This window comes from Paenibacillus sp. LS1, assembly GCF_026013365.1.
In the GTDB taxonomy this organism is placed as follows: Bacteria; Bacillota; Bacilli; order Paenibacillales; family Paenibacillaceae; genus Paenibacillus.
In genome coordinates this window covers 117,523-138,492 of record NZ_JAPDOE010000013.1, presented here as the reverse complement: position 1 = coordinate 138,492, position 20,970 = coordinate 117,523, and the positions used below count along the sequence as shown (strand labels likewise).

Genomic DNA, 20,970 nt, shown 5'->3' with positions numbered 1-20,970 from the left:
TATGCAAGTGATAATTCGCGTGTTTCGTTTCGAATCTAGTTTTCAGGGAGCAATCCTTGAATGATGTTGATGATTGTTATTTGGAGAGATACCCAAGTGGCTATAAGGGGACCCTCTGCTAAGGGGTTAGACTGCGTAAGCGGTGCGAGGGTTCGAATCCCTCTCTCTCCGCCATCTTTACCTAAAGATGGACAAGCAATCAAGACACAATTAATATGGCGGTGTAGCTCAGCTGGCTAGAGCGTACGGTTCATACCCGTAAGGTCGGGGGTTCGATCCCCTCCGCCGCTACCATATTATCCAGGAGGCTTAGCTCAGCTGGGAGAGCATCTGCCTTACAAGCAGAGGGTCGGGGGTTCGATCCCCTCAGCCTCCACCATATACGCCGGTGTAGCTCAACTGGTAGAGCAACTGACTTGTAATCAGTAGGTTGGGGGTTCAAGTCCTCTCGCCGGCACCATTAATGCCTGGAACCGTGGTGTAGTTGGCCTAACATGCCTGCCTGTCACGCAGGAGATCGCGGGTTCGAATCCCGTCGGTTCCGCCATTAATCCTAAAAATTAAATATGGCTCGGTAGCTCAGTCGGTAGAGCAGAGGACTGAAAATCCTCGTGTCGGCGGTTCGATTCCGTCCCGAGCCACCTTTAATCCTTGGAGGATTAGCGAAGTGGCCAAACGCATCAGACTGTAAATCTGCTCCCGTACGGGTTCGGTGGTTCGAATCCATCATCCTCCACCAGTTTTATGAGTCATTAGCTCAGTTGGTAGAGCACCTGACTTTTAATCAGGGTGTCGAAGGTTCGAGCCCTTCATGACTCATCTTTAAGAAAAGAGTAATTAATCATTAATTTGATTAGTTGCTCTTTTTTGTTATGTAATTTTAGCTGAATATGGATATTTATTAATGCTGTGCAAGATATGATAAAATAGTAGAAAACAAGCAGAGTGGTGGCGTTCATTATATGAAGCTCATACCTGATCTAAAACAGCAAATTGAAGTCATTATAGGCACAATTTTGGATGAATATGAAATTACAATACAAGAATGGACGCAATCCGTGGCAAATCTGGTTGGTCTTCATGGGAATTCAGAGACCTTTGTTGATGAAGGTGAGATTCAGGGATTACATGATCATTCTATATCCCAAAGTACATTATCCGATGTGATCAGTTTGCATACGGGAGAGCGTATCTTTTTTAAAGTTCGGATGAATGAGAAAGAAGAGACCGTCGTATGTTGGGGATGCGCTGCCAGATCTATTACTGTGGAAACACGGCGGTTTATTGAGCTCTTGATCCAAACTAACACGGGACTATTTGATGAGATACAGCCTGTTGTATATGAGAATGATAGAGAGCAATATCTGACTGAACTGGGCCTCTGGCTTAAAGAGCAGATCGAACAACCAATCAAACAGGAATCTGAAAGTGTTCCTGATCGTTTTGTTGTGGCAGCAGGATTGAATGCTGAGAAGATTCTGTTTTTGCTACAAGGGGATACACCTGATGCACATCGTTTACGATCCAAAGAACTGAACAAGTTGCTTGAGAGTTACTTTGGCGAGGAGATTGTATTGATTCCTTTAGGGGAGCAAGAGTGGATTTTTATGGGGGATAAAGAGATTGTTACAGAAGAAGCCGAGGAAGATACAACGGAAGCCAAAAAAGATTCACTAAACGCTTTCTGTCTGGGATTACATGAATTGGTCGCAAGTGAGTGGGCAGGTGTATTCCATCTCTCTGCATCCCTGCCATGCATTCCCTCACAACAACTAGTATCGGTCACTGCTCTTCTTAAAGAAAGTATTCGCTTGGGCAGAGCCTTCCATGTTACGCAGCACATTCATCTTCCATGGGATCTGCATCTGGAGCGACTGGTAGCAAGCATTCCAGATGAACAACGTATACGCTTTATACAGGAAACAGGCAAAGACACGTTAATCTTCAACGATAGTGAGACGCTTGCCACGCTGGAGACCTTTTTTAGCCTGGACTGTAATGTTAGCGAGACAGCCAAACGACTTTTCATCCATCGAAATACGTTAGTGTACCGTCTGGACAAGATCAAACAAGAGATTGGTTACGATGTAAGGCACTTCGAAAGTGCTGTTCTAGTGCAGTTTTTACTGCTTATGTACAAAGTGACGAAAAAGCATTGATATTTTTGTGCAGTTTGCGAATAGTCAAACCTCATACAGATAGGGTAATATAAAAATACAAATTGTATTCGATTACAAAATGATCTCTGAGGAGGCAACAATCATGGCTGGAGTACGTTTAGAGCATATTTTCAAAAAATACCCGGGTTCTGATAAAGCAACTGTAGTTGACATTAACCTGGACATTAAAGATAAAGAATTTCTGGTATTGGTAGGCCCGTCCGGTTGTGGTAAATCAACAACACTGCGTATGATCGCAGGCCTTGAGGAAATTTCTGAAGGTAAACTCTATATCGGTGACCGTGTCGTTAATGATGTTGCACCTAAAGACCGCGATATCGCGATGGTATTCCAATCCTATGCCTTGTATCCGCATATGAGCGTATATCAAAACATGGCGTTTGGTTTGAAATTGCGTAAGGTTAAAAAAGATGAGATCGACAAACGTGTACGTGAAGCAGCTAAAATCCTGGATATCGAGCATTTGCTTGAGCGTAAACCTAAGGCATTGTCCGGTGGTCAACGTCAACGTGTCGCTTTGGGACGTGCGATTGTCCGTGATCCACAAGTGTTCTTGATGGATGAGCCTCTCTCCAACTTGGATGCCAAACTGCGTGGTCAAATGCGTGCAGAGATCACTAAACTTGCGAAACGTTTGGAAACAACAGTTATCTACGTAACGCATGACCAGATCGAAGCAATGACAATGGGTGATCGGATCGTTGTTATGAAGGATGGTATCATCCAACAAGCAGCTTCTCCGGAAGAGTTGTATAACCTGCCGGCTAACCTGTTCGTAGCTGGTTTCATCGGTTCCCCGACAATGAACTTTATCTCGGGTAAACTGGCTGAGCAAGGTGCTAACTTGCACTTCGTAGCTCCAGGCGTGGACGTTGAAATCCCGCAAGGTAAAGCACAAGTGTTGAAATCTAGAGGATACATTGGCAAAGAAGTGATTCTGGGTGTTCGTCCAGAAGATATTCACGAAGAGCCAGTATTCCTGGAAGCATCCCCGAACTCTGTATTCTCTACACACGTAGACGTTACAGAGAACCTGGGTCACGAAATGCTCCTCTACTTGAGCGGTGTTGGTAACGATACAACAATTGCACGTGTAGACGGACGTTCTAACACTCGTGATGGTTCCACAGTTAAAATGGCCATCGACATGAACAAGGTTCATATCTTTGACAAAGAGACTGAAGTGAACGTACTTCTTCAAGACTAATATTACTGGGATTCCTCGGTGACGATGGAACCTGACAGTTAATGCAATTATACATTGTAATGAGAGCCCCTTCCGTTATTGCTGGAAGGGGCTTTTTTTAAGATTGTTGGAATTATAAGTTTCGGCGGAGTTGAAGGATTAATAACCGCATGAAAAACAGCCGCTAAACTACGAATGTAGTATCCTAAAAGGTGATTCGATCAGAAGACTTTTCTTACTAGTGGTTGTCGGAGGCCGCGATTGCATTCAGCCCGGAATTCATTTAAGATTATTTGAAGGTCTGTCTTCATATATTTGAGAGAATGGACTGTTGGAAGGTATGCATCTGTACCCAATGTTGTGAATGCGCTAATAATGGAAAGAACTGATACACGATCTGATGTACATAGAGGCACAGCGAATGCTGAAAGGAAGAGACAAATGGCGAAAAAAGTGAAAGTATCCGAATTGGTGCAGCAGTTTCAGTTAGAGGTTGTTTCTGGATCTCACGGACTGAAAAGAGTCATTACGGTAGATGATCTGAACCGTCCTGGTCTGGAAATGGCCGGTTATTTTGAATACCATCCACAAGAGCGGGTACAGTTGCTTGGAAGAACGGAGTTAGCCTTTTTTGCAATGTTACCTGAGCAAGAGCGGCGCGATCGCATGCAACGTCTATGCACGGAAGAGACACCTTGTATCGTTGTAACGCGTGGACTGGAAGTTCCTCAAGAGCTGATTGATATCAGTGAAGAACAGAATCTGGCTGTACTTCGCAGCAACATGGCGACAACGATTCTATCCAGCCGGATTACCGGTTTCCTGGAGAAGAAACTGGCACCAACTGCAACCATCCATGGTGTACTTTGTGACGTCTATGGCGTAGGTATGCTGATCACGGGTAGTAGCGGTATTGGTAAGAGTGAAACAGCGCTTGAACTGGTTAAACGTGGACACCGACTGATTGCCGATGATGCGGTAGAGATCCGCCAAACGTCAGATTTTCAGCTGCACGGTACAGCACCTGAATTGATCCGCCACTTACTCGAAATTCGAGGTGTCGGTATTATCAACGTCATGACATTGTTCGGAGCCGGTGCGGTTCGGAATAACAAACGGATTACCTTGGTTGTACGTCTGGAAGCTTGGCAGCAAGACAAACAATATGATCGTCTGGGTCTGGATGAAGAGACTACACGTATCATTGATACCGATGTGCCTCTGGTTACGATCCCTGTTCGTCCGGGACGGAACTTGGCCGTTATTATTGAAGTGGCTGGCATGAACTATCGTCTAAAACAGATGGGGTTGAATGCTGCATTGCAATTCACGAACAAGCTAACAGCAACCATTTCGGAAGATATGGAAGACATGGATTAAGAAATATTTTATACAAGTAAATGAAGACAAATGGTTGATATGTACTGCTTCTCTTAAGGCGCAGCGCATACCAACCATTCGTCATGCGTGCGATTGATTGAATAAATAGGAGTGTGAATGAATGGATACATTATTACTGTTGAACCCGATTGCGTTCTCTATTGGAGCGTTAAAGGTTCACTGGTACGGGCTTATTCTTGGTGCTGCGGCACTTATAGGATTACTGCTCGTGATCCGGGAGGGCAAACGCTACAATATTCCACAGGAAGTGTTCATGGACATGGTTCTGCTGGGTGTGCCTTCTGCCATCATTGGTGCCCGTATCTACTACGTAGCATTTAAGTGGGAAGATTATAAGGATAATTTCTGGGATGCCTTTAAAATATGGAATGGCGGTATCGCTATCTACGGTGCACTTATTGGTGCAATCATCTGTGCAGTTATTTTCTTCCGTCGTAAAGGATATAACTTCTGGCGTATGGCCGATATCTGTGCGCCTGGGCTGCTCGTTGGACAGTTGATCGGACGCTGGGGAAACTTTGTGAACCAGGAAGCCTACGGCGGTCCTGTGGAAGAATCATTTTTGAGAGACAAGCTACATCTACCGGACTTTATTGTAAATCAAATGAACGTAGAAGGCGTATTCCACCATCCTGCGTTTTTGTATGAATCGATGTGGAGTCTCGTTGGTCTGGTCTTGCTACTGGTTCTGCGTCGTCAGAAGTTTCTGCGTTCAGGTGAACTGTTCATGTCTTATTTCATCTGGTACTCTATCGGTCGCTTCTTCATTGAAGCTTTGCGTACAGACAGTCTGGGCTTCCAGGCTCCGCAATGGGTTGCATCATTAGTGAACGGGCTGTGGTCTCCAATGACTGCAATGGGCTTTGAACAAGGATATCTGGATCCTGCTTACGGTAACGTAAGAATCTCGCAACTGCTCGCTATTGGCATCATTATTGTTGCTGTTGTATTTATTGTGGTGAGAAGAGTGACAGGCAAAGCAGATGTTCGTTACAGTGATCCGATTGTATCGTCCAAGGTTCCTGCTGATGATATGGAGCATACGGGAACAGTTGCTGGCAAAGAGAATAAGGTAACACCTCCAGCCAAAGATGAATCCAAGCAAGTTGATGATAAAAAGGAGTAATGCAACATGATTGACACGGTATTGTTCGATCTGGACGGAACGATTATTGATACCAATGAGTTGATTATCAGCTCATTCCAGCATGTCATGGGGGGATGGGAGCATTCAGCTCCATGGACACGGGAACAGATTATTCCGCATATGGGTGGCACACTGGAGCAGCAAATGCGCACTTTCTCCGGCCAGGAGGAAGTCTCCGAGTACGTGAAGGGTTACCGTGCCTATAATGATATCCATCATGAAGCGATGGTTAGACCTTTTCCACATGTAATTGAGGTAGTAGAAGCGCTACATCAGGCCGGCATTGTGATGGGTGTAGTTACAACCAAAATTCGTCCATCTACATTAAAGGTGTTGGAGCGTTTTGACCTATTGAATTATATGAAGACGATTGTAACAGTAACTGACGTAACGAATCCGAAGCCGCATGCTGAACCTGTACTGAAAGCCATGACGGAACTGGGGGCAGATCCTGCCAAAACCTTAATGGTGGGTGACAGTCCGGTGGATATCCAATCGGCACAAAATGCGGGTGCTCTCTCGGCGGGGGTTGCATGGTCTCTTAAAGGAGAAACGATCCTGAACGGATATGGCCCGGATCACATGTTGCACGACATGAGAGACTTGTTGAAACTCATCCGCATTGAAACGGGACGTTCATGAGAAAAGTAACCCGCTATCCGGTAGAGGACCAGAATGCACTTTGGCATATCTACAAGACAGTGAGTCCGTGGAAGGGCGTTCGTAATTTTATCTGGATCCAATTGTCACGCTACTGTCCGATTCTATCGGTGAAGAACTGGATTTACCGCCGGATGCTCGGTATGAAGGTGGGAAAACATACGGCCTTTGGCCTGATGGTGATGGTGGATGTGTTTTTTCCGGAGAAAATAACGGTCGGTGAAAACTCGGTCATCGGGTACAACACAACGATTCTCGCTCATGAGTATCTCATTAAGGAGTACAGGCTCGGTGAGGTGATTATCGGGGATAATGTACTGATTGGTGCCAACACGACGATTCTGCCCGGGGTAACGATAGGAGATGGAGCCGTTGTGGCTGCGGGAGCTGTCGTACATAAAGATGTTGCACCAGGAGCTTTTGTTGGAGGCAATCCACTACGTGATTTATCCCGTTCGGCAGCTTCTAAGGAAGAGACTATCTTTAACACGGATGATTCTTCTCAGGGTAGTGTGCATTGAGTCAATAAAGTAATGAATGAAGATGAATCGATGAAGATGATTCGAAGTAAAAAGCTGCTGATGGCAGCTTTTTTCGTATATAAATACCGATTGGTGAGGGTAACGAGTGTGTGTATAAAACAATATGTTCATCCAAAGGTGATCAAGCTTCAGTATTGTTGACGGTAGTGCGGATTTCATGTTATCATATCCCATATCCTTTAGTTTGTTAGCACTTTACCATGTGAAAGTATTTTGAGGGAGTATAACGTGCTAAAGGTTGAACAAACCAATAGTTGAAGGCTTTTGAAGCATTACGGTGATTCAGGGTTACAAGATAGAATGGGGATTTACACTACATAAATCCTGTTGAAATAGAACGAGTACCACTCTTAAATTACTGACTCGGGGTGAATAATACCAATGTCCAAACCAAAAGGCTTTGAAAAACCGACCGGATTTCGCGACTATACACCACATGTAGTATCCAAGCTACGGACGATTGAGCGGAATGTACTGGAATGTATGGAACGCTGGGGTTACCGTCAGATCATCACACCAACGATTGAATACTACGACACGGTAGGTGTAGCGAGCTCTACATCAGATCGCAAATTGTTTAAATTATTGAACAGCCGTGGAACCACGCTGGTGCTGAGATCGGATTTAACGGCTCCAATTGCACGTGTAGTTTCGTCCATGCTCAAAGATGAGCAGTTACCGCTGCGTCTGTCCTACCATGCGAATGTATTTCGTTCCATTGAAGAGGAAGCCGGACGTGAGGCTGAATTCTTCCAGACGGGCGTGGAGCTGGTTGGAGATGACTCACCTGAGGCGGATGCAGAAGTTGTTGCGCTTGCGATTGCCTCTTTGCAGGCAGCGGGCGTGTCTTCTTTTAAAATAGCGATGGGTCATATGGGATTCCTGAACGGGTTATTGGAGGAAGTAATTCCAGGCCAGACCGCTGAGCAGGAGCAATTGAAGGAAGGGCTGCTCGGACGTGATTATGTCGGCTATCGCCAGTCGATTGAAGCATTGAATTTGGAGCCGAAGTTGAAAGAACAGCTTGAAGCGATCCTTCGTCTGCGTGGTGGCAAGGAAGTATGCACACATGCGGTAGAGCTAAGTTCAAGTGCTGAAGCAGCACAGTCGATTGCACATCTGTGTGCCGTATTCGAAGTGTTGGAAGCGTACGGTGTATCCGAGCATGTGCTGATTGATCTGACGATGATCGGTGATTTCTCCTATTATACGGGCATGACCTTTGAAGGGTATGCAGCCGAACTGGGATCTCCGGTATGTAGCGGTGGACGGTATGATAATCTGTTACAACAGTTTGGGCGTTCGTTGCCAGCTACAGGATTTGCACTGAAAACCAACCGGATTATTGATGGTGTTCATGGCATTATCATTGAAGAGAAAAAGCCAATACTTATCCAATATAGCCCAAAACGTCGGGCCGAGGCACTAACAGAAGCGGCAAGATTACGCAGTATGGGACAAAATGTAGTGACACTCCTTCTTCCTGAAGATGGGGCTGGGGCAAGTAAAGTATCGGTTGAAGCAAGAACCGTTCAAGCTGAGAAGGTTATTACTTACGGATCTGAAGAAGGAGGACGCTGAGATGTCGGATATTCTGAAGGTGGCCATGCCGAAGGGCCGAATCTATAAAAAAGCCTCCAAATTGTTCCGTGAAGCGGGGCTGGATATTCCAGAAGACGTGGACGATACACGCAGACTGGTCATCGAAGTACCGGAAGCCGGAATGGAATTCATTATGGCGAAGCCCGTGGATGTTCCAACGTATGTGGAGTACGGTGTTGCCGATATCGGAATTGTTGGTAAAGACGTGCTGTTAGAGGAAAATCGGGACGTGTACGAACTGTTGAATCTGGGAATCGCTCAGTGCCGTATGTCTGTAATCGGACTTCCCGACTGGAAGCCCGGCATCCAGCAACGTGTCGCAACGAAGTATCCGAGGATTGCTTCGCAGTATTTCCGGGAGCAGGGACAACAGGTCGAGGTGATCAAGCTGAATGGTTCCATTGAGCTTGCGCCTTTGATTGGTCTAGCAGACCGGATTGTCGATCTGGTGGAGACAGGTCAGACGCTACGCGAGAACGGATTGGTGGAGATGACAGGCATTCTGGACATCACCAGCCGTCTTATCGCCAATCGGGTAAGTTATCGGATGAAAAATGCAAGAATCCAGGCTTTGTGTGATGCGCTTCAGCAAGTCATTCCGGCATCGAATGAAATTTCGGCGGGAAGTTTTCGGGGATAAACTACTGCGTTGGAAACATAGATGAGGAACATGTAAAGCAGAAGCAAAAGCAAAAGCAAGAGTAAGAGACACATCAAAGAAACGAATCGGCTATAAGTCGGTATTACAGGGGATAAGGAGGTTGTACGTATGAAAATTGTACCTGCACGGGAGTTTGATCTGAAGCGGGAAGTAGAGTATGGTACGCCGGAGCAAAATGAAACGGTACGGCGCATTGTCAGCGACATTCGCCGTGAAGGGGATGCGGCACTGCTGCGTTACACAGAGCAGCTGGACCGCACGAAGCTGACGGCCGCGGATTTGCGCGTGCCGCAGGAAGAGCTTCAGGCGGCTTATGCAGCCGTGGAGCCATCCTTTGTGACGGCGATTCGGCAAGCCGCCGCCAATATTCGTGCGTTTCACGAGAAACAGAAACGCAACTCGTGGATGGATTGGCAGCCGGACGGCAGCCTGCTGGGCCAGGTCATCCGACCGCTGAAGCGGGTCGGCGTCTATGTACCTGGCGGCAAAGCAGCGTATCCATCGTCTGTGCTGATGAATGTGATTCCGGCACAGGTGGCAGGCGTGCCGGAAATTGTTCTTGTGACGCCGCCGTCTACGAACGGTGGCGAAGGCATTAACCCGTACATTCTCGTTGCTGCTGCGGAAGCAGGCGTGAGCGAGATGTACCGGGTTGGCGGCGCTCAAGCTATCGCCGCCCTCGCTTACGGCACGGAGAGTATTGCCCCGGTCGACAAGATCTGTGGACCGGGCAATATTTACGTGGCGCTCGCGAAGCGCGAGGTGTACGGTGCGGTCGATATCGATAGTATCGCCGGGCCGAGTGAGATTGTGGTGCTCGCCGATGATACGGCGAATCCGGTGTATGTCGCCGCCGACCTGTTGTCGCAGGCGGAACATGACGAGATGGCATCGGCCATTCTCGTCACGAATTCGGCCATGCTGGCGGAAGCCGTGCAGGGCGAAGTGCAGCGTCAGCTTGAAGTGCTGCCGCGGCGCGATATCGCTGCTGCTTCGGTAGAGCAGTATGGCGCGATTATTGTGGTCGATTCCATCGATGAGGGAATCGATGTGGTGAACCGGCTTGCACCGGAGCATCTGGAGATCATGGTGCAGGAGCCGATGGCTCACGCTGGCCGGATCGAAAATGCAGGCGCGATCTTCCTCGGCCCGTACAGCTCGGAGCCGGTAGGAGATTATTTTGCCGGACCCAATCACATTATTCCGACCAATGGTACTGCGCGATTCAGTTCGCCAGTGGACGTGGATGATTTTATCAAAAAATCGAGTCTGATCTATTATAGTAAAGAAGCGCTGCTGCAGAACGGAGCGGCTATTATAGAGTTGGCCCGTCATGAGGGTCTTGAAGGGCATGCCCGTGCAATCGCTGTACGGTTAGAACAGGAAGGAAAGGCGGAATCGGACAATGGATAAGCAAAATAATGGTGTGGAACTTGAAAACAAAGGCGCAGTGCGCCAAGCAGAGGTTGATCGCAAAACAAACGAGACCAATATCCAATTGGCTTTTGCCGTAGATGGAACAGGACAATCCACGATTGAAACGGATGTACCCTTCCTGAACCATATGCTGGATCTGTTCACGAAGCACGGACAATTCGACCTGAACGTGCAGGCCCGCGGAGATATTGATATCGACGATCATCACACCGTTGAAGACATCGGAATATGTCTCGGACAGACGCTGCGAGAAGCGTTGGGTGACAAACGTGGCATCAAGCGCTACGCCAGTGTTTTTGTACCGATGGACGAGGCGCTCGCTCAGGTCATTATTGATGTGAGTAACCGACCTCACTTTGAATACCGTGCTGAATACCCTTCCCAACAGGTAGGCAGTTTCTCCACGGAGCTGGTACATGAATTCCTGTGGAAATTGGCGCTGGAGGCTCGGATCACGTTGCATGTCATTGTGCACTATGGTCAGAACACGCACCACATGATTGAAGCGATCTTTAAGGCGTTAGGACGTGCACTGGATGAAGCAACGATAATTGATCCACGTGTAACGGGTGTGCCTTCCACGAAGGGAGTGCTGTAGACGATGGCGATTGCAATTGTCGATTACGGTATGGGGAACCTGCACAGCGTCGGCAAAGCGGTCGAACGTCTTGGCTACGAAGCGCTGGTCACGGGTGACCGGGAAGAGATTTTGGGCGCAGATGGTGTCATTTTGCCAGGCGTAGGTGCTTTTGGTGATGCGATGGTTCATCTGCGGGAGAGTGGATTGGATACGGTGGTGAAGGAAGCTGCTGCCGGTTCCAAGCCACTGCTCGGTATCTGTCTGGGCATGCAGTTGTTGTTCAGCTCAAGTGAAGAGCATGGAGAGAATGAGGGACTGGATATTTTGCCAGGTAAAGTGGTGCGTTTCGCATCAGGAGAACTGAAGGTTCCTCACATGGGCTGGAACCGGTTGGAATTCCTGCACGCCGATAACCCGCTATTTACGGGTCTTGAGGCAGGTCATGTCTATTTTGTCCATTCTTATCATGCACTTACTGAAAACAGGGACGATCTGCTGGCAGTGACGGATTACGGACATCCGGTTACAGCCATTGTAGGCAGAGGATCGAACTTCGGTATGCAATTCCATCCGGAAAAAAGCGGCGAGCTTGGTATGAAACTACTCGGCAACTTTCTGGCTCTGACAGGATCGGTTGTACAAAGGTAAAACATCATCTCTTTTTAACTACAGAAAGCGTACAAATCTAATCAATATTCAGGAGGCCTTGTATGTCATCTTTTATCCTATATCCGGCGATTGATATCCGGGACGGCAAATGTGTAAGACTGGTGCAGGGAGATTATAATCAGGAGACCGTGTATAACGATGACCCGGTTCAAGTGGCTCTATCCTGGGAGAAGCAAGGCGGTACATACGTTCATCTGGTGGATCTGGATGGTGCGAAAGCAGGGCATCCTGTTAACGATGAGCTGATCGGGCGGATTGCCTCGGCTGTGAACGTACCTGTTCAGGTGGGCGGCGGACTTCGTACGGTAGCGGATGTAGAACGTTTGCTGGGTCTGGGTGTTAGCCGGCTGATCATTGGAACAGCAGCGATTGAGGATCGTGCTTTTACAGAGGAAGTACTGGGACGTTACGGCGACAAAGTGGCAATTGGTATCGACGCTCGAAATGGTTACGTAGCAACTCGCGGATGGCTTGAAACATCGGAAGTACAGGCAGAGGTGCTCGCGAAGGAACTGGCGGCATATGGCGCAGAAACGTTTATCTTTACGGATATATCCCGTGATGGCATGATGCAAGGTCCTAATGTGGAAGCGATTGTGTCTCTTGCCAAGGCGAGCGGACGGACGGTTATTGCTTCCGGTGGTGTAAGTGTGATGGATGATCTGCTTCGTCTGAGTCGTCATGCAGATGATGGTGTTGGTGGAGCGATCGTGGGTAAAGCACTGTATACTGGGAGTATCGATCTGTCTGAAGCAGTACGTGCGGTAAACAAGTAAAGGATATTTGGGTAGAGAGGAAGAGGTAGCATGCTGGCAAAAAGAATCATCCCCTGTCTGGACGTGAAGGACGGCCGGGTCGTCAAAGGCGTCAACTTCGTTAATCTCCGCGATGCGGGTGATCCGGTAGAGCTGGCGGCGCTATATGACCGCGAGGGCGCGGACGAATTGGTCTTTCTCGATATCTCCGCTTCAGTGGAAGGTCGCGAAACGATGGAAGAAGTCGTGCGGCAGACAGCAGGCGAGATCGCTATTCCCTTTACGGTAGGTGGTGGCATCTCCAAGGTGGAGGACATGAAGCGTATTCTCCGTGCAGGAGCGGATAAAATCGCAGTGAATACAGCCGCGGTACTTAATCCGCAGTTGATTGCAGATGGTGCACGTCGCTTTGGCTCGCAGTGTATCGTCGTAGCGATCGATGCCAAGTATAATGAAGCTTGGGGCGAGTGGGAGGTCTACACGCATGGTGGACGAAAACCCTCTGGGATCAAGGCATTGGAATGGGTTAAACAGGCAGAGAGCTTGGGCGCGGGAGAAATTCTGCTGACAAGTATGGATGCAGACGGAACGAAAGACGGCTTCGATCTGAAGCTGACGGCAGCGGTATCCGAATCTGTGCGTATTCCAGTCATCGCATCGGGCGGTGCGGGCAAGGAATCTCATTTTTACGATGTATTCACCACAGGCAAAGCGGATGCAGGTCTGGCCGCAACGATTTTCCATTACAAAGAAATCGCCGTACCGGCGCTAAAACAACATTTGAGAGAACAAGGGGTGGAAATCCGTGACTAAAGTGAGCGATGAAATCAAGGAACAGTTATCCTTGGAACAGGTTGTGGAACACATTCGTTGGAGTGACGGTTTGGTTCCTGCCATTGTGCAGGATGTAGATACTCGTGAAGTTTTAATGATGGCTTATATGAATCGCGAATCCCTGAAGTTGTCGCTGGAATCCGGTGAGACCTGGTTCTGGTCGCGCTCGCGTCAGGAGTTGTGGCATAAAGGAGCAACATCTGGCAACGTGCAGACGATTACTTCCCTAAAATATGATTGTGACGGCGATACCTTGTTAGTTGAGGTCAAACCAAATGGTCCTGCTTGCCATACAGGTGCGGTAACTTGTTTCCATAATGAAATCATTGGTTTGCCAGAGAAATCAGCAGATAAGGCTTCGAATGAGGCCGATGCGGCATCTGCTTCTACAAATTCAAGTTCCGAAAGCCGCTTCGAGGTATTGGCTGAACTGGAATCCGTTATTGCAGAACGTGAACGTGAACGCCCTGAGGGTGCATATACAACGTATTTGTTCGATAAAGGTGTAGATAAAATACTGAAAAAAATCGGTGAAGAAGCATCCGAGACGATTATCGCCGCCAAAAATAAAGATAATGACGAGCTTCGTCTGGAAGTCAGTGACCTGATGTATCACCTGCTCGTCCTGTTACAAGAACGCAAGCTGCCGCTGGACGACATTATGTCAGAGCTGAGCCGCCGTCATGAACGGCCTCGCCGCGATTAGGAGGCGAGCTACGTGCGTATAGACTATCACACACACCATGAGCGGTGTGGACATGCCGTTGGCAAACTGGAAGAGTACGTGCAGCGTGGTGTGGAGATCGGACTATCCCAGATTGGATTGTCCGATCACATGCCCTTGTTGCATGTCGATCCGGCTCAATATTATCCGGAAATGGCGATGCCTATGGATGAACTGCCGCGTTACGTAGAGGAATGTTTCTCTCTGAAAGAACGCTACCTTGGACAGATTGACGTACGTGTTGGTCTGGAAGGTGACTATATTGAAGGCTGGGAAACAGAGATCCGTGCAATCATCGAGCGTTATCCATGGGACTATGTGATTGGCTCCGTTCATTTTCTTGGGGAATGGGACATTACGGACTTCCGCCAGACCCATCACTGGGAGGGAAAAGACGTCCTTGAAGTATATCGTCAGTACTATGATGCCGTAAGCAAGGCAGCAGCAACGGGCATGTACGATATTATGGGCCATACGGATGTCATTAAACGGTTTGGCTTTAATCCTTCAGTGGAGCAGACAGAAGAACGTATCACATTGGAGAACGCAGCTCTGCAGGCTATTGCCAAAAGTGGCTGCGCCATGGAGCTGAATGCTTCCGGATTATCGAAGCCTTGTGCCGAGATGTTCCCTAGTCGCAGAATGCTGACAGAAGCTATTCGCTTGGGTATTCCATTAACCATGGGTTCTGATGCACATGACCCAATGAAACTTGGCGATTATTTGCCCGAAGCTGAAGCACTTTTACGTGAGTTGGGCTGTATAGAAGTTGCTGTTTTTGAAGGCCGTCATCGTTCTTTCATTCCTTTAAATGTATAAGCCAGTGGAGTATAATGAGGGTAGGAAATAACCTTTTAAAGGTAGTTCAAAAAGTCCGCTTTTGATTACGTCGGATGCCTAATGGCATCATCAGCATCGAAGCTGGAATTCAGCCGAAATGTCCGTTGCTCACGTAGTTTTGCCTACGCTCCGCTACTCCATTTCTAGCTTTATCCCATCTTCTCGGTACTGAAAACCGGTCTTTTTGAACACTCACTTTTAGATAAGGGATTATATAGGGATTTCAACCCTCGGGAGGGCATTATGCAGCATTCGTTACGTATTTTTTCCGGTTCATCGAACCCTAAGCTGGCAGAACAGGTATGTGACAAGCTGGGAGTACAACTGGGCAAGATCAAGCTGTCCCGGTTCAAGAGCGGAGAAATTTACGTTCATTATGAAGAAACGATCCGTAATTGTGATGTGTTTCTGGTACAGTCGTTGTCTCATCCGATCAATGAGCTGTTTGTCGAGCTGCTTGTGATGATTGATGCCGCAAAGAGGGCTTCAGCGCGCAATGTGAACATCATTGTTCCGTATTACGGTTATGCTCGTCAAGAGCGTAAATCTGCTCCTCGGGAGCCGATCTCGGCCAAGATGGTAGCAGATGTATTAACGACAGCTGGCGCCAATCGGGTGGTAACCATCGATCTGCATGCAGCGGCGATCCAGGGATTCTTCAACATTCCGGTTGACCACATGACATCGCTGGATCTGATTAGTGACTATCTGCTAAGCAAAGGAATTGAGAACCCTGTCGTGGTCTCCCCGGATGCGGGACGAGCATCGATGGCAGAGAAGCTGGCGAATCGTCTGGATTCCCCATTTGCCATTATGATCAAGAAACGTCCAAGCCATAATGAATCGGTGATTACCCATGTCATTGGTGATGTTGAAGGCCGGACACCCATTATTATTGAGGATCTGATCGACACCGGAACAACGATTCTGAATGTCGTGGAAGGATTGAAGGAACGTGGGTCCAAAAATGTATATGTATGTGCAACACACGGATTGTTCTCGGATGGGGCAGTGAGTAAATTGAATCACCCGTCTATTGAAGAGGTGGTGGTTACGGACTCAATCGCACTGCCAGATGACCATCCTGAATGCTTCAAAGTGTTACCTGTTGCACCCATGCTGGCCCGCGCCGTACGCATTATTGTGGATGGTGGATCCATGGCCACATTGTTTAAGGATTCCGGTATTTAGAGCATCGAGGATTCATCGGTGTGCTGCCAGATTAACTGATCCGTGTCTGAGTTGTTGTCTGCTCAGCACGGTTTTTTTGTTTTGGCTCTTTGAATTCAATTCTTGCTTTGCTGCTCAGAGGCTTGTGCTATAATAACATAAAATCAGTTATGATAGCGTTATCATATAGTATTCAGCCCTGAGGTGAGATGGATGCTGAACAGTAGAACCACGGCTGAGAACATTGGCATCGTGGAGTGAGGAGTGGGGTCTATTGTCTCGTAATTGGTACTACCGGTTATTGTTCTCGTACTTCCCAATTTTTTTTCTTACGGTGACCATACTCATTTTCATCGCGTTTGTTTTTATCAATGACATCTCTCAAGAGGAAACAAAAAAAGCAGACCGGATCTCCTCCAGTTATATGATAGACACGGTGGATCGCACAATCAGGGATATTGAACTATCCATCCTGGAAACGGTACAAAGTCAGCAGGCATATAAACTATATTTTAATAACACAAACCTGACCAGTTCGGACACGGTGTATGCAATAGCGCAGAATTTACGTGAGCTATCCAATTCGTCCTCATGGATTCAATCCATCTATCTATATGACAAGCGAAATAAACATGTTCTGACCGTAAGTGGTTCCAGAGAAGCGGAAAGTTTCTCGGATAAGGCATGGGTTGATCAGATGGAAGCCGGTTCTATCGGTTCAGGCTGGCAGCCGGTCCGGGAATTCGATGCTGACTCTGTTCAACGTACCCCGATTCGCGTATTAACGGTGAACAAGGATATGCCTTTGCCTTTTGGCTCTCAGGGCACACTGGTCATTAATATCAAGATGAGCAGCATTGAGCAGAGTGTAGACAGTATGGTTAATGGTCAGCTCTCATTCCTGACGATTACGGATCGGGACGGTAAGGCTGTGTACAATGCACACTCGGACCAAGAGGGCTCGATAGACGGTCAGGAACTGAATACGCTACCGCTAGAGAGACTGGGCTGGACAATATCCAGTGGAATTAAGGCAGGCAACTTATTTGGCTGGGTATCTGTCGTGTCTTATGTATGGGTAATCATTGCTATTGTGACTGTCATCTGTGCGATCGTGTATATCGTGTACATTACTCGCCGTAACTATAAACCCATTCAGATCATTATGAACCGGATTGAGTCTCACCAGATTCGGGCGTTTGAACACTCGGGTGCTCGTACGGATGAGATGAAGATGATTGATGGAGTACTTGAGAATCTGATTAATCATATGATGGATTATGACAAGAAAAGCAGGGAAAATGTACTCATGCAGCGCAGCAAGTTGTTTAATGCCCTGTTGCATGGTGAACACATGGAAAACGCAGCAGAGCAATTAAAAGAACTCTCTCCGCTGAATGACGTGCATGACTCGTCGCGCTTTGTCGTTGTTGTTGGAGAGATTAACCGTTATGAGAAGGGATTTCAGGAGAGGTACACCAGAGGTGAACAAAATACGCTGAAGTTTGCCTTGATGAACGTTTTGCAAGAGCTGTCACGTAATACGGGTGTACAATGCTGGACGGAATGGATCAGTGTGGATCGAATTGCAATCCTTTTTGTGTTCAAAGAACAGAGTGATAACAACCTGGACATGTCTGGGCAGATTCGTGTTGTAGCTGAGGAATGCAAATCCTGGGTAGAACAAAATCTACGTATTTCCTTAAGCTTTGGTATTGGACCTATCGCTCAGGGAATCGGTACAATACGAGACTCCTATGCGGCCGCAGAAGCGGTAATGCATCGCAAACTGTTGATGAATGGAGATGTCGGCCAAGCCGACTGTGGCGAACCACAGCATCCTTTACTGGATACCTATACTTATCTGCAGATGATTGCGGACTTTGTTAAGCGGTTCCGGATGTCGAGTGGACAGTGGCGGGAACAGTTGGAGGAGATCTTTACAGCATTTGAAAAGAACAAACTGCCGGATGACGAGATTCGTTCTCTGATTCAAGCCATGTTACAGATGCTCAGCCGAGAGGTGGCCATGATGTCGGAAGGGCTTCAGGAAGAGCTGTCCGAAGAAAACATCAACAGATGGTTGAGTGCTGTGGAAGAGGCGGAGACGCTTACGGATGTGAAAAATCTTTTGTTCGATGGTCTGACGGACTTGTTCAGAACGTATGTGGCGGTCACAGAAACCAAGAGTTACAAAGCAATGGTCAACGAAATGAAAAATTATATTGAAGAACAGTTTGCGAATCCAGATCTTTCATTGAAACATCTGAGCGACCGATTCCAGATTACGGGCAAACATGCAAGTTATTTGTTCAAGACAGAATTCAACATGAAGTTTGTTGATTTTGTTACAGAGCTTCGAATGAAGGAGACAGAGCAGCTTCTGCTCAATACGGATTACTCTTTGCAGGATATTGCCCTGAAGGTTGGGTATGCAAATGGAATTACGTTGGGACGTGTATTTAAACGGGTAACGGGCATTACACCAGGAGATTATCGTCGTTTGAAACGTGAACATCGAGAACCCGAAGAGTAACGAAAAAGTGATCATATTCTGAGATCTGTACATCAGGATAGCACAGGGTGAATTTCATGCAGTCACTTTCCACCAGGAGAGCAGGCTTGCAGAGGTTCGCCCTGTTTTCGTTGAACAGTTCTCTGCTGCCTGAGATCGATGCAACTGCTTTCGTAGGATAGCAAGCTGGTATTCCTGTTTTTTCCTTGTTTACGAATATAGGCAGTGTGTGAAAATGGTTTATCCGAATTGGGACAGGCAGTTCCCAGTCGTGAGGTGTTGAGAGCTATCATAGCCTAGGGCAGTGCAGCTTTGGGAAAATAATCAGTCTGCGAAAATGGGCTTAACACATAAACTAAATTCCGTTTGTAAGCGCTTCCGAAATTGGTTTATTGCTAGAGTTCTGAAAGATGTGGAATACTCGGAGCAAGCCATAAACATTCACGCAAAGTAAAAGGGGATGACAAAATGATTGGAAAAGCAACCAAGGGGAGTAAGAAGAAATGGATGGGTCTGGCACTTACGGTAGTAATGGGAGTGTCCTTACTTGCGGGGTGCTCGTCTGCATCAGAAAAAGAATCAGCAGAAGGCGGGGCAACAACTAATGGTGAGCGTGTTACTTTGAAAGTGGAGGTCTTCGATCGTGGTAACAGTCCTTCTCCACATACGATCACTAACAACTACTTAACTAAATTTGTTCAAGAGAAATTCGGCGATCCCAATAACATTGATGTGCAATTCGTACCTGTCCAACGTTCAGAAGAAACAACGAAGCTTAACGTGTTAATGGCCAGCCCTAGCGACGTTCCAGATATTGTGTTTGTATACGACTCCAGTGTGTTCTACCGTTATGCTCAGCAAGGTGGTCTAACTGACGTAGGTGAACTTCTTAATGAACATGCACCTAACTTAAAAGAATATCTCGGCGACGACCTGTTGAAATTCGGTCAGCTTGAAGGTCAGCAATTCGCTATTCCGGGTAAACGTGCCATTACGGCTCGTTACAACTCATATATCCGCCAGGATTGGCTCGATAAAGTCGGCATGGAAGCTCCAACGACAACGGATGAGCTGTACGAAACGTTGAAAGCATTCAAAGAGAAAGATCCGGGCAATCTGGGCAGCAAAAACATCCCAATGGGTATGGCACTTGCCCCAGCGCAGTACGAAACATTGATTTACTCCTTTATTAAACCCGTACAAGATGGCCTTACGTACAGTCAGCGTTACGAGCTACCATTGCATGATGGCTTCAAAGATGCGATGCAGTTCCTTAACAAGCTTTACAATGAAGGTCTGATCAGTAAAGACTTCAGTCTTGATGAAGAAAAAACGCAATTGGTCAAAGACTTCCAGAACGGTAATATTGGCTACATGTCTGAGGACGTAGGTCAGATTCTGTATGCAGATGGTATGCTTGATAATTTGTCCAAAAATGTACCGGATAGCAAAGTTGTAGCAGTTGACGCTTACACCAACTCGAATGTGGACAACAAACACATCAAATCACGTTATGGTAGCAACGGTATGTACATCATGATTCCAAAAAGCAGCAAACGTTCGGTTGAAGCAGTGAAATACTTAGACTGGATGGCTTCTGGAACGAACTTGCTGGAGATGAACACCGGTGTCGAAGGTGAAAATTACGATATGGTTGATGGTGTTCCAGTTGTTAAAGATGATGCACCACAGGATGTCAAAGATCGTCTCTACAACGGTGGAGACATGGCCATTATTGCCAACGGTAAAGTGGTTGGAGATCAGGCAGCCAATGAAGCCGCATGGATTGCAGGCTTCCCAGAACGTAACCATGAGCTGATGAGACAGTCTATTGATATCGCTAATACGGATACGGTCGGCCCGGTTATCTTCAGCAAACCAATTGAAGCGGAATCTAAATATGGTACAGCGCTAAATGATAAGTTGAAAGTGCTTATTGTGAAAACTGCGATGGCTAAACCGGCAGAGTTCGAAGCGGTATATGAAAAAGAAATAAATGATTTCATGTCACTGGGTGGCACTGAGCTGAAGAAAGAGCTTGAAGCAGCACTTCAGTAAGCGTTATCA

At 47.2% G+C, this 20,970-nt stretch carries 18 protein-coding genes and 8 tRNA genes; all 26 read left to right on the top strand.

The genetic code is table 11. The features are described 5' to 3' along the window. Positions 1-82 precede the first annotated feature (82 nt). The 26 genes from OM416_RS27905 to OM416_RS27780 all read left to right on the top strand — a co-directional run bounded on the left by OM416_RS27905 (position 83) and on the right by OM416_RS27780 (position 20,961). A tRNA-Ser gene (locus OM416_RS27905) sits at positions 83-174 on the top strand. A gap of 43 nt (positions 175-217) precedes the next feature. Beyond that, a tRNA-Met gene (locus tag OM416_RS27900) sits at positions 218-294 on the top strand. Positions 295-303: 9 nt separating this feature from the next. Further along, positions 304-379, top strand: a tRNA-Val gene (locus tag OM416_RS27895). A gap of 5 nt (positions 380-384) precedes the next feature. Next, positions 385-460: transfer RNA gene (locus tag OM416_RS27890), tRNA-Thr, on the top strand. A 9-nt stretch (positions 461-469) separates the two neighbouring features. Further along, positions 470-547, top strand: a tRNA-Asp gene (locus tag OM416_RS27885). A gap of 21 nt (positions 548-568) precedes the next feature. After that, positions 569-641, top strand: a tRNA-Phe gene (locus tag OM416_RS27880). 12 nt (positions 642-653) lie between these two features. Continuing rightward, positions 654-739, top strand: a tRNA-Tyr gene (locus OM416_RS27875). 7 nt (positions 740-746) lie between these two features. After that, a tRNA-Lys gene (locus OM416_RS27870) sits at positions 747-819 on the top strand. 143 nt (positions 820-962) lie between these two features. Then, positions 963-2,159 (top strand): PucR family transcriptional regulator, encoded by a 1,197-nt coding sequence (locus OM416_RS27865; protein ID WP_264934925.1) that lies wholly within the window; start codon positions 963-965, stop codon positions 2,157-2,159. A gap of 103 nt (positions 2,160-2,262) precedes the next feature. After that, positions 2,263-3,387, top strand: coding sequence for an ABC transporter ATP-binding protein (locus tag OM416_RS27860; protein WP_062837775.1), 1,125 nt, complete (start codon positions 2,263-2,265; stop codon positions 3,385-3,387). A gap of 420 nt (positions 3,388-3,807) precedes the next feature. Next, positions 3,808-4,746 carry an HPr(Ser) kinase/phosphatase gene (hprK, locus tag OM416_RS27855; RefSeq protein WP_017691278.1) on the top strand — a complete coding sequence of 313 codons (939 nt, stop codon included), beginning with the start codon at positions 3,808-3,810 and terminating at the stop codon, positions 4,744-4,746. 121 nt (positions 4,747-4,867) lie between these two features. Continuing rightward, positions 4,868-5,893 carry a prolipoprotein diacylglyceryl transferase gene (gene lgt, locus OM416_RS27850; RefSeq protein ID WP_264934920.1) on the top strand — a complete coding sequence of 342 codons (1,026 nt, stop codon included), beginning with the start codon at positions 4,868-4,870 and terminating at the stop codon, positions 5,891-5,893. Between the two features lie 6 nt (positions 5,894-5,899). Beyond that, positions 5,900-6,556, top strand: coding sequence for a pyrophosphatase PpaX (ppaX, locus tag OM416_RS27845; RefSeq protein WP_264934918.1), 657 nt, complete (start codon positions 5,900-5,902; stop codon positions 6,554-6,556). Beyond that, positions 6,553-7,095, top strand: coding sequence for an acyltransferase (locus tag OM416_RS27840; protein WP_264934916.1), 543 nt, complete (start codon positions 6,553-6,555; stop codon positions 7,093-7,095). The genes ppaX and OM416_RS27840 overlap by 4 nt, the downstream gene beginning before the upstream one ends. A gap of 402 nt (positions 7,096-7,497) precedes the next feature. Next, positions 7,498-8,697: an ATP phosphoribosyltransferase regulatory subunit gene (locus OM416_RS27835; protein ID WP_264934914.1), complete on the top strand. Its 1,200-nt coding sequence runs from the start codon at positions 7,498-7,500 to the stop codon at positions 8,695-8,697. A gap of 1 nt (position 8,698) precedes the next feature. Beyond that, complete coding sequence (hisG, locus tag OM416_RS27830; RefSeq protein ID WP_076333453.1) at positions 8,699-9,358, top strand: ATP phosphoribosyltransferase; 660 nt, start codon at positions 8,699-8,701, stop codon at positions 9,356-9,358. 129 nt (positions 9,359-9,487) lie between these two features. Continuing rightward, positions 9,488-10,792 carry a histidinol dehydrogenase gene (gene hisD, locus OM416_RS27825; RefSeq protein WP_264934911.1) on the top strand — a complete coding sequence of 435 codons (1,305 nt, stop codon included), beginning with the start codon at positions 9,488-9,490 and terminating at the stop codon, positions 10,790-10,792. Beyond that, the gene (gene hisB / locus OM416_RS27820) at positions 10,785-11,414 is read left to right on the top strand and encodes an imidazoleglycerol-phosphate dehydratase HisB (protein WP_319951939.1); all 630 of its coding nucleotides are present in this window, start codon (positions 10,785-10,787) and stop codon (positions 11,412-11,414) included. The genes hisD and hisB overlap by 8 nt, the downstream gene beginning before the upstream one ends. 3 nt (positions 11,415-11,417) lie before the next feature. After that, complete coding sequence (gene hisH / locus OM416_RS27815; RefSeq protein ID WP_264934909.1) at positions 11,418-12,044, top strand: imidazole glycerol phosphate synthase subunit HisH; 627 nt, start codon at positions 11,418-11,420, stop codon at positions 12,042-12,044. 62 nt (positions 12,045-12,106) lie between these two features. Further along, positions 12,107-12,841 (top strand): 1-(5-phosphoribosyl)-5-[(5-phosphoribosylamino)methylideneamino]imidazole-4-carboxamide isomerase, encoded by a 735-nt coding sequence (gene hisA, locus OM416_RS27810; protein WP_047841450.1) that lies wholly within the window; start codon positions 12,107-12,109, stop codon positions 12,839-12,841. Between the two features lie 30 nt (positions 12,842-12,871). Beyond that, positions 12,872-13,633 carry an imidazole glycerol phosphate synthase subunit HisF gene (hisF, locus tag OM416_RS27805; RefSeq protein WP_017691268.1) on the top strand — a complete coding sequence of 254 codons (762 nt, stop codon included), beginning with the start codon at positions 12,872-12,874 and terminating at the stop codon, positions 13,631-13,633. Further along, complete coding sequence (gene hisIE / locus OM416_RS27800) at positions 13,626-14,360, top strand: bifunctional phosphoribosyl-AMP cyclohydrolase/phosphoribosyl-ATP diphosphatase HisIE (RefSeq protein WP_413775836.1); 735 nt, start codon at positions 13,626-13,628, stop codon at positions 14,358-14,360. The genes hisF and hisIE overlap by 8 nt, the downstream gene beginning before the upstream one ends. Positions 14,361-14,372: 12 nt before the next feature. Further along, entirely contained in the window at positions 14,373-15,197 is an 825-nt protein-coding gene (gene hisJ / locus OM416_RS27795; protein WP_264934908.1) for a histidinol-phosphatase HisJ, read from the top strand. 264 nt (positions 15,198-15,461) lie between these two features. Then, positions 15,462-16,409, top strand: coding sequence for a ribose-phosphate diphosphokinase (locus OM416_RS27790; RefSeq protein WP_264934907.1), 948 nt, complete (start codon positions 15,462-15,464; stop codon positions 16,407-16,409). Between the two features lie 253 nt (positions 16,410-16,662). Next, positions 16,663-18,924: a helix-turn-helix domain-containing protein gene (locus OM416_RS27785; RefSeq protein ID WP_264934906.1), complete on the top strand. Its 2,262-nt coding sequence runs from the start codon at positions 16,663-16,665 to the stop codon at positions 18,922-18,924. Between the two features lie 447 nt (positions 18,925-19,371). Beyond that, positions 19,372-20,961 (top strand): extracellular solute-binding protein, encoded by a 1,590-nt coding sequence (locus OM416_RS27780; protein ID WP_264934905.1) that lies wholly within the window; start codon positions 19,372-19,374, stop codon positions 20,959-20,961. The last annotated feature ends 9 nt before the right edge of the window (positions 20,962-20,970 follow it).